Below are 10,134 nucleotides of genomic sequence, written 5' to 3'. Positions count from 1 at the left end.
GCCATGATCCATTTCATATTGATGAATACGATCCGCTGTAGCAGACATGCTCTCGACCATATTGCGATTGGTTACACCAAAGCGAGCGTTGTTTTTGAAAAAATCACAGTGAGCGAGCACATGGGCGACGATGAGTTTATTTTGAATTAAAGAATTTCCCTCTAGAAGAAACGCGTAGCAGGGGTTGGAGTTAATAACGAGCTCATAAATTTTGCTTAAGCCGAAGTCGTACTGGAGCTTCATTTTGTTGAACGTTTTTCCAAAGCTCCAGTGGCTAAACCTTGTTGGCATACCATACGCGCCAAAGGTATAAATAATTTCTGCCGGGCAAATCTCATAGCGCATTTGATAAAAGTCTAAACCAAAGCCGGTAGCTATTTCTGTTATTTCATCAATGGATCGCTCCAGTGCACGAATTTCATCCTGTCTCATCCGTCATCCCTCCGCATGCGAAAATACGATTCATACCATGTGTATGAGCGGGTGGTCAAGGTTATGACGAAGTGTGCAGGATGGACTCAGCGTATGTGGCGATCAAAAAAAGAAAAAACCTTGGACGTCTGCCTTTTCGAGTAAATACTCAAAGTGGAATCAGACGATCTCAAAGTTTTTTTTCATTTTGCTTATTGTCGTACATCGCTAGGTCAGCGTTGCTTATCAATTCTTTTAGCGTGCTAGCCGTGCCGTGCGTTGAACTAATGCCTATGCTAGCGGAAATATGAATGATATGACCATTGATTGTGAATGGCTCGTCAATCGATTTTTTTATTTTACTGGCTACAAAATCGATATCTTGGTTGTCCACCAAATGCTGAAAGCAAATAACGAATTCGTCTCCACCGTATCTAACGAGGATGTCGGTTTTTCTGACGTCTTGTTTCAGTCTCTTGGAAATTTGAAGCAGCAGCAAATCACCAAAGTCATGACCGAACGAATCATTAACCTCTTTAAAATCATCGATGTCGATGAACATCACACTAAACTGCTTGTCCGAGCCAGCATGATCCAAATGAGATAAATAACGTCGATTGTAAAGACCGGTCAAGCTGTCCGTAACACTTGCGTTTTCTAAATCCAATATATATCCGAAAAAAGCGGCCATCGAATGGAGAAATCCGAGCTGCCTTTCATCTAGATGAATCGGTTCTTTATTTATGGCGCATAGGGTACCAACTGCTGTCTGGTCAGCTGTTCTTACAGCGATTCCGACCAAAGCTTGTGCTCCAAGTTGCTGGGTAATAGGTAAAGAGGCTGTACGCGGATCATCGAGTGTATTGGTGATGTTAAGAATGGAACAATCCTGCTCTAAAACAAGATTGCAATAACTTTGCAGCAAATGTAACGGTAAGCTATTGGTTCCTTCATTTTCATGACGGTTGAGCGCTCTTATGATTCTGCTTCCATTATGATCAATTGTAGCTATCAATAAAGTGTCAACCTGTAGAAAGTGCTTCAAGGTGTCAATAATATGGTCGGCTGCATCTTCTAGTGAGCGTATGGTACTGCTCATGCTCTCAACTCCTGCCGTAGTGTTGAAACAAAGGAATTACCTTATAGTCCCATAGTAGTCTAAAAAGAGGACTAACTCAAGAAACAATTGATAATAACTAGGCAAATTGAACTATAAATTTATGACTTCGTAAACCTTAACCTTGTATCGAATAAAGAATCGGTCCTCTATTCCTATGAATTAATATAAATATAAATTCATCATATATAAAATTAATACTTGAATTAATTACGAACGTGTAGTTAAATAAGTAGTATAAATCACTATTAACTCTTAACTAACTAATTAATGAAATTATTAATTTAATTGAGGTGGATGATTATGACAAACAAAGCGACAATGATAGTGGATAAGGATTTTCAAGTTGGGGAAGTGGATAAACGTATATATGGATCATTCATAGAACATCTTGGGCGTGCGGTTTATGGCGGCATTTATGAGGCGGATCATCCGCAAGCAGATGAGCAGGGTTTTCGCTCCGATGTTCTTGAGCTTGTAAAGGGACTTGATGTGCCTATCGTCCGTTATCCTGGCGGTAATTTTGTATCCGGTTACAACTGGGAGGATGGTGTTGGTCCGGTAGATCAGCGTCCGAAGAGGCTTGAGCTTGCATGGCGAACGGTTGAGCCCAATTGGATCGGCTTTAATGAATTTATGGACTGGTGCAAAAAGGTGAATACAGACGCTATGATGGCCGTCAATCTTGGTACTCGCGGCATTGATGATGCACGCAACTTGATTGAATACTCCAATCATAAGTCAGGATCATATTGGAGCGATCTTCGCATCCAGCATGGTTATAAAGATCCCCATAATGTAAAGACATGGTGTCTCGGCAATGAAATGGATGGACCTTGGCAAATCGGACACAAAACTTCTGTAGAATATGGTCGCCTTGCTAACGAAGCAGGAAAAGCGATGCGATGGGTTGATCCGACCATAGAGCTAGTCGCATGTGGAAGCTCGCACATCGGAATGCCGACGTTCCCTGAATGGGAAGCTACCGTACTTGATCTTGCTTATGATACGATTGATTATGTGTCGATTCATCAATATTATGGGAACCCTCATAACGACACGAAAAACTTCCTTGCACAGTCTATGAGCATGGATTCCTACATTAATACAGTCATTTCAACCTGTGATTATGTGCAAGCAAAAAAACGTGGAAAGAAGCAAATCAACCTTTCCTTTGACGAGTGGAATGTGTGGTATCATTCGAATGCACAAGACCGCAAGCTTGATCCTTGGCAAATTGCTCCGCCACAGCTTGAGGACGTGTATAATCATGAAGATGCACTTGTTGTTGGCTGCATGCTGATCAGTATGCTTAAACGTGCAGATCGTGTAAAGATGGCTTGTATCGCACAGCTGGTTAACGTGATCGCACCAATCATGACGCAAAATGGCGGACCTGCATGGAAGCAAACGATTTATTATCCATACATGCACGCAAGCATTTTCGGTCGTGGCACAGTGCTGGTACCGCTAGTGAAATCGCCGAAGCATGATACAAAGGATTTTACAGACGTACCATACTTGGAAACGGTAGCCGTTCATAATGAAGAGAAAGAGGAAGTAACGATTTTTGCGGTTAACCGCAACACGGAAGAGTCTCTTCCATTCGAAATCGACTTGCGCAGCTTCGGTGCTTTCCAACTAATTGAGCATATCGTGCTTGAATCTGATGATTTGAAAATGACGAACACGGCAGACGCGCCAAATCGCGTAAAACCGCACACAGCAGGTAATGCTGCGCTTGCAGACGGCGGAAAAATTGCCGCGACGCTTAGCAAAGCATCATGGAACGTTATTCGTATTAAACTATAATGGAATCAACAAGGGGATCCGGAAGCCGCGATTGCGGCTTTTGGGATGCCCTTCTATTATTATAGTAAAGAGAGAGGAGGAGATCATGATGATAAATGCGAATACGGATGAAGCATGGCTGCCTTTATATGAGGCATTGGCTAGTCCTGTCAGGCTCTCCATTATTAATTTGCTTGCAACAAATATGATGAACGTGAAGGAGCTTGCTGAAGCTATCGGTCTAAGCAGCGCGATTGTAACGATGCATATTCGGAAGCTGGAGAAGGCTGGCATTGTAGAGACGAAGATGGTTCGTAAACATGGCGGCACACATAAAATTTGCTCGCTTGCTGAACGTACCATAACGATTGAACTGCCTCCTAAGGCGCTGGATGTGAAGAAGGTGCATGACGTTAGCGTGCCAGTTGGACATTTTACAGAATTTGAAGTGTTTCCGACTTGCGGCATTGCTACAACGGAGAAGCTGATTGGGCAATTTGACGATCCGCGTTTCTTCTTGGAACCGGAGCGAATGAATGCAGGCATTCTTTGGTTCGGCAAAGGTTATGTGGAATACAAGGTGCCGAATTATTTGTTAGCGGGTCAACGGCCTGTGGCACTTGAAATTACACTGGAGCTGGGTTCAGAAGCGCCAGGGGTAAACGATAATTGGCCATCTGACATTAATTTTTCCCTTAATGGAATGGATATCGGTATGTGGACGAGCCCTGGTGATTATGGAGATGTAAGAGGACGTTTCTCACCGGCTTGGTGGGGAGATCGGGTCAATCAATACGGACTGCTCAAGGTGATACGCATTCAAGAGGATGGGACGCTAATTGATGGACAGCATATGTCATCAACTAGTATCGGTGAAATTGGGTTGGAGCGAAATTTCTGGACATTCCGCATTGGCGTGAAGGAAGATGCCGTTAACGTAGGCGGGTTAACCTTATATGGCAAGGGTTTTGGCAACTATAATCACGATATTATGTTTCGAGTGTTCTATGAAGATGCGCGCAGTGTTTAAGGCAGCTTGACTGCCTTAAGCAGGCGCACCCCCTCCCTCAGATAGCCCCGAGTTTATAATCGTGCATACCATTTTCTGTTCAAAAAGATATAATGAGTAGGATAGCTAATCTAAGCCATTATTACTCGGAGGAACAAAGATGCTGACTATGTTCAATTTTCTCAAAAAATATCGTTTTGCTGCTTACGTTGCTCTGCTGCTTATGCTGGTGGAGCTCGTAGTGGAGCTGCTTCAACCGTATATTATTTCAAAAATCATTGATGATGGTATTGATAAAAATAATTTATCGGTTGTGCTGCAATGGGGCGGCTTTCTAATTGGTTGCTCTGTTATCGCTTTTATTGTAGGAATACTTAGTTCTTTTTATGCTTCACACGTAAGTCAGAGCTTCGGATTTGATTTAAGAGAGCGGCTTTATGAAAAAGTGCAATCGTTCTCATTTGCCAATTTTAATCGTTTTCCGGAATCATCGCTTATTACTAGATTAACGAATGACGTTTCACAGCTGCAAAATACAGTGTTCATGGGACTGCGTATTATGCTTCGCGCCCCATTGCTCGTAATCGGAAGTATCATAATGGCCTTTATCGTTCAGCCTAAGCTGGCCATATGGCTTGCTGCGGTCATTCCGTTTCTTGGTGTTTTTCTGCTTTGGGTGCTTAAAAAGGGAGAAAAGCTTTTTCGTTCTGTTCAGAAGCAGCTGGATCAAGTGAATAGCGTGATGCAGCAAAATTTAATCGGCATGAGAATCGTGCGTGTATTCGTTCGGATGAAGCATGAATCGAAGCGTTTTGCATTTTCCAGCGAGCAGCTGATGGATCGTACCGTATCCGCTCTTCGTTTAACGGAAGTTACGATGCCAATCGTGCTGTTATTTATGAATGCGATTGTTATAGCCGTGTTGTGGTTTGGCAGAATCGAGCTCGATCGGAATGGAGCAACCGTTGGTGAGGTGGTTGCCATTTTGAACTATGCGATGAGGACGATTGGTGCTTTATCCATCATGTCCATGATCGTGGTCAACTTCTCGAGAGCGCGCGCATCAGCTCAAAGAATTGAAGAGGTTGTGCTAACGGATATCGACTTAACAGATACAGTTGACAGCGATGAAGCGGTAAAGCTTCGTGAGGGATACGTTTCCTTCGAGAACGTATCTTTTGAATATCCGGATTCTGATCTGCATGTATTGCGAGATATATCCTTCTCGGTATTACCGGGTGAGACAATTGCCATTATGGGTGCGACCGGTTCTGGCAAAACATCGCTCATTCAACTGATTCCTAGACTTTACGATGTGCAGACGGGCGTGATTCGCGTGGATGGCAAAGACAATCGCTTAATGAAGCTTGAGCAGCTTCGCAAGCAAATTGGGTATGTTCCGCAAGAAATCATGCTGTTTACAGGCACGGTGGCGGATAATATTCGCTGGGGCAAGGAGAATGCCAGCATCGAAGAAATTATAGAGGCTGCCAAACTAGCTCAAATCCATGACACGATTATGAAGCTGCCGGAACAATACGATACGATAGTGGGGCAAAAAGGAGTAAATCTCTCAGGTGGACAGAAGCAGCGTCTAACGATTGCGAGGGCATTAGTTAGAAAGCCAGTTGTGCTGCTGCTTGATGACAGCACAAGCGCACTCGATGTACAAACCGAGGCTGCTCTTCTGCAAGCACTTAAAAATATGAGCTGCACGACATTCCTTATCACGCAAAAAATAAGCTCAACCGTAGCTGCGGATTCAATTCTTCTACTTGATGAAGGCCAATTGCTGGCACAAGGCAAGCATGAGCAGTTGATCCGTGAATCCAGTTTGTATCAGAAAATATACGAGTCACAGTTCGGGAAGGAAGGTGTGTCCCGTGCTTAGACAATTAAAGGAGCCTTTTCAGTACCAAAGATCTGGGGAAGCGGTCGAATCCACTGCAGCAGACAAAGGTAAACGTAAACCACGCGCGCAAAATATGAGCCAAACGCTGAAGCAAATGTGGAGTTACCTGATCGTCTATAAGGGCAGACTTGCAGCTGTCATCGTAATGGTTATATTAAGCTCTGCGTTCTCATTGCTGGGACCCTATATGGCAGGTACCGCAATCGATCGCTTTTTGATGAATAGAGATAGCGGAATTATTGTTTTTCTACTATTGATGGCTCTCGTTTATGCGCTGCACTCGATCACGATGTGGCTCCAAAGTATTTGGATGATAACCATTTCGCAAAAAACGGTCTATCGCATGCGGGTCGAATTGTTTGATCATTTGCATAGGCTGCCGATCCCTTTTTTCAGCAAGCGTCAGCATGGAGAACTAATGAGCCGCGTTACGAATGACATAGAAAACGTAAGCTCATCTTTAAATAGCTCTGTTATTCAGGTGTTTTCAAGTATCCTTCTTCTTGTTGGAACCGTAAGCGTTATGTTGTCCCTTAGTCCGCTTTTGACTCTATTAACCTTCCTCGTTGTGCCGCTTATGGTGCTGGGGATGAAATGGATCACAAAACAAACCGGCCGACTGTTCAAAGCTCAGCAGCGCAATCTTGGCGACTTAAATGGTTATATAGAAGAAACATTGTCAGGACAACGCATAGTGAAGGCCTTTTCTCAGGAAAAAACAGTCATCTCCGCCTTCAAGGAGCGCAACGAGCGTATTCGGGTTTCTGGCTTCTGGGCGCAGACGATTTCTGGTTTCATTCCGAAGCTGATGAACGCGTTAAACAACTTAAGCTTCACGATCATTGCAGGAATAGGTGCGATATTTGTTTTAAATGATCAAATAACAGTCGGTACAATTATTATATTTGTGGAATATTCCAGGCAGTTCACAAGACCGCTTAATGACCTTGCTAACCAGTGGAATACGCTATTATCTGCTGTCGCTGGTGCTGAACGTGTATTTGATGTGCTAAGCGAAGATGAGGAACGAAAAGATGAGGGAGCAGCTCGCGAACTTGCAGAAGTAAGCGGAAAAGTCGTTTTTGATAAAGTAACATTTGCTTATGAAGGAAGGACAGCTACGATAAGCGAGGTAAGCTTTGAAGCTACGCCAGGAGAGACGATCGCTCTAGTAGGTCCAACCGGAGCGGGTAAAACAACACTCATCCAGCTTTTGTGCCGATTCTATGATCCGAGCTCGGGCAGCATCTTGATTGATGGGCACGATACACGTACGCTCAAACGTGAAAATTTGCGCTCGCATATGGCGTTTGTACTGCAGGACCCATTTCTGTTCGAGGGGACCATCTATGAAAATATCCGTTACGGCAAGCTGGATGCAACGGATTTAGAAGTCCAACAGGCTGCAAAACTCGCAAACGCACATTCCTTTATTTCTCGTCTGAAGGACGGCTATGGGACCGTACTCAAATCAGACGGCAGTGGAATTAGCCAAGGACAGAAGCAGCTGCTTGCCATTGCCAGAGCGATTCTAGCAGATCCTTCAATCCTTGTATTAGATGAAGCGACAAGCAGTATCGATACGGTCACTGAAATAAAAATCCAGGAAGCGCTGCAGCGGCTTATGAAAGGGAGAACGAGCTTTGTCATTGCCCATCGTCTGAACACCATTCAACAAGCGGATCAGATTGTAGTGCTGCGTGACGGTGCCATTTTGGAGAAAGGATCACATTCACAGCTCCTTATGCAAAAAGGCTTTTACAGCTCGCTCGTTAATGGGCAGCTTAATAATGGCATGCTGAGTGAATCAGATTAAACGTCTACATGGCACACTATTACTGATATACGCAAACCTTATTGCAACTATTTTAGGGGATGGAGAGTATTATTAGTTATATCAAGGAGGTGGGATGTATGACTATTACCCTGTGCCCCAAATGTGGAAACCAAAATGATGTCGACGCGAACAGGCAAATGGTTGTGGAATGCTCCTCTTGCGGTACGATACTGATTGATGATGCTGATCTTAAAGATGCAGAAGAAGGGCTTCAAAGGACCTTGGATCATAAACAAATCAATCCGCCTGAGGAAGTTGATATAGAAAAGTACATTAGCAAATTAGGTGACCATGAGAAGCAAACGAAGTATGTAGAGGAAGGGTTCTGGGCAAAAGTGAAGCGTCATGCAGCTAAGGTGCCGTTCGCTAAAGAAGTAGTCACGCTTTATTATTGCTCGGCTGATCCCAAGACGCCGCTATCTGCTAAGGTCACAGCTATTGGAGCTTTAGCCTATTGGATTTTGCCGCTTGATCTTATTCCGGATTTTATACCTGTAGCAGGTTTTGTTGATGATGCAACAGCTGTATTCATCGCTTACAGGTCTCTTAGTGGCCAAATAACGGAAGATCACCGTGAGAAGGCAGAGCAGTTTTTCATATTGAACAAAAATGTGAAGCTAATTGATCCACAGTCGTAATACAAACAGTATAAAAAGGATGACCCAGCGAGTTTATCGCAAGCGGTCATCCTTTTTGTTTTCAAGTAAGGCAGTATATTAGAACAAGCTCCATTCAAACTCTCTCGATAACGACTCAAGAAGAGCAACACCAGCGATGCTGTTTCCTTTTCGGTTCAGCGATGGACCAACTAATCCGATACCATAACGGCCAGGCACCAGCGTTAAAATACCGCCGGATACGCCGCTCTTGGCTGGCAACCCGACATGAATCGCAAACTCTCCAGAGGCATTGTACATGCCGCAAGTTATCATAAAGGTTTTGGCAATTTGAACGAAGCGGCGAGGAATAAGCTGTTCTCCGGTTGTAGGATTTTTGCCGTTATGCGCCAGAACTAAAGCCATTTGAGCCAAATCTGCACAGGTTACGCTGATGGAGCAGTGCCGGAAATAAACTTCAAGGACATCTTCGACTGATCCTTGCAGAACACCGTTATCTTTGAGGAAATATGCCATTGAACGATTAAGGTTCGCTGTATCCGCTTCAGAACGATAGACGTCCATATCGTAGTCAAGTGAGCTATTATTAGAAAGAAGGCGAAGGAAGTCTAACACTCGTGCAGATTTTTCAGCAGGATCTTTGCCAGCAATTAAAGAAGAGATCGCAATGGCTCCAGCATTTATTAGTGGATTAAAAGGAATGCCCGGCTGTACGAGCTCAAGCTTCAGCATAGAATTAAAGTTGTCTCCAGTAGGCTCCATGCCAACCTTGTCAAAGACGACATCTTCTCCGTTATCCATTAGCGCTAAAATGAGCGTGAATACTTTTGAAATACTTTGCATCGTAAAAGAGAGATCTGTATCGCCTTCAGATATAGAAAGGCCGTTTGAATCAATAAGGTGTATTCCTAATGCCCCAATCGGTGATTTCGACAGCTCGGGTATATAGGAGGCAACTTTGCCGCTGCTGCATTGTTCACGGCTTGATTCAACCCATTGTGGAAGCAGAGCTTGAATACGTTCGATTTCTGATAATGTCATTTTTATTGCTCCCTCTTGTGAACTAGCTCTAAAATTGGATAAATGGCTGAATAATCATATTATTATTCTATTATAATTACGAAGTGTTTATAAAGTTGGAATTTGTTAAGTTTATTTGAAAGTAATTGGTTATATTTTACCGAAAATCGAGTGAAAACATGCTTTTTAAAGTTTTTTTAAATAAATGCTTGACCAATTGGAGGGGGGCATGATATATTCTAATTCCGGCCGAGAGAAACACGCGGACGACAAGAAAAACAAGCAAGACAAACGATAGAAAAGTTTGCTCTTTGAAAACTGAACAACGAGTAATAACTGCCTTGCAAATCCTTCGGGATGAGCAAATATAGCGATAAAAGTAATGAGCAAGTCAAACACCAATTTGGAGAGTTTGATCCT

Annotated in this window: 9 protein-coding genes; 5 read left to right on the top strand and 4 right to left on the bottom strand. The window is 43.4% G+C overall.

Annotated features, from left to right (window positions below; genetic code table 11):
* Together AC1DOV_RS34215 and AC1DOV_RS34210 are read right to left on the bottom strand one after the other, a co-directional pair.
* Nucleotides 1–432: SpoVR family protein (locus tag AC1DOV_RS34215; RefSeq protein WP_477552118.1), on the bottom strand; the 432-nt coding region annotated here is incomplete at its 3' end.
* 169 nt (nucleotides 433–601) lie between these two features.
* Nucleotides 602–1,510 (bottom strand): sensor domain-containing diguanylate cyclase, encoded by a 909-nt coding sequence (locus AC1DOV_RS34210; protein WP_441887188.1) that lies wholly within the window; start codon nucleotides 1,508–1,510, stop codon nucleotides 602–604.
* A 321-nt stretch (nucleotides 1,511–1,831) separates the two neighbouring features.
* On the opposite strand from AC1DOV_RS34210, the gene arfA reads away from it, so the two are divergent.
* From arfA to AC1DOV_RS34185, 5 genes are all read left to right on the top strand, one after another.
* Entirely contained in the window at nucleotides 1,832–3,340 is a 1,509-nt protein-coding gene (gene arfA, locus AC1DOV_RS34205; RefSeq protein WP_441887186.1) for an arabinosylfuranosidase ArfA, read from the top strand.
* Between the two features lie 85 nt (nucleotides 3,341–3,425).
* The gene (locus AC1DOV_RS34200) at nucleotides 3,426–4,349 is read left to right on the top strand and encodes an ArsR/SmtB family transcription factor (RefSeq protein WP_477552117.1); all 924 of its coding nucleotides are present in this window, start codon (nucleotides 3,426–3,428) and stop codon (nucleotides 4,347–4,349) included.
* A 139-nt stretch (nucleotides 4,350–4,488) separates the two neighbouring features.
* Complete coding sequence (locus AC1DOV_RS34195; protein WP_441887183.1) at nucleotides 4,489–6,219, top strand: ABC transporter ATP-binding protein; 1,731 nt, start codon at nucleotides 4,489–4,491, stop codon at nucleotides 6,217–6,219.
* Nucleotides 6,212–8,056, top strand: a complete 1,845-nt coding sequence (locus tag AC1DOV_RS34190; RefSeq protein ID WP_477552116.1) for an ABC transporter ATP-binding protein — start codon at nucleotides 6,212–6,214, stop codon at nucleotides 8,054–8,056. Before AC1DOV_RS34195 ends, AC1DOV_RS34190 begins: the two co-directional genes overlap by 8 nt.
* Nucleotides 8,057–8,154: 98 nt before the next feature.
* Nucleotides 8,155–8,715 (top strand): DUF1232 domain-containing protein, encoded by a 561-nt coding sequence (locus tag AC1DOV_RS34185; RefSeq protein ID WP_339204113.1) that lies wholly within the window; start codon nucleotides 8,155–8,157, stop codon nucleotides 8,713–8,715.
* 78 nt (nucleotides 8,716–8,793) lie between these two features.
* Here AC1DOV_RS34185 and glsA read toward each other — a convergent pair whose 3' ends face one another.
* Together glsA and AC1DOV_RS34175 are read right to left on the bottom strand one after the other, a co-directional pair.
* Nucleotides 8,794–9,735 (bottom strand): glutaminase A, encoded by a 942-nt coding sequence (glsA, locus tag AC1DOV_RS34180; protein WP_076271731.1) that lies wholly within the window; start codon nucleotides 9,733–9,735, stop codon nucleotides 8,794–8,796.
* Between the two features lie 165 nt (nucleotides 9,736–9,900).
* Nucleotides 9,901–10,134 (bottom strand): hypothetical protein (locus tag AC1DOV_RS34175; RefSeq protein WP_477552115.1); only part of this gene is annotated, 234 nt, incomplete at its 5' end.

The sequence above is a fragment of the Paenibacillus sp. 01T47 genome (assembly GCF_056398245.1).
Note: the sequence above shows the minus strand (reverse complement) of the source record. Positions and strands in the feature narration are given on the sequence as shown.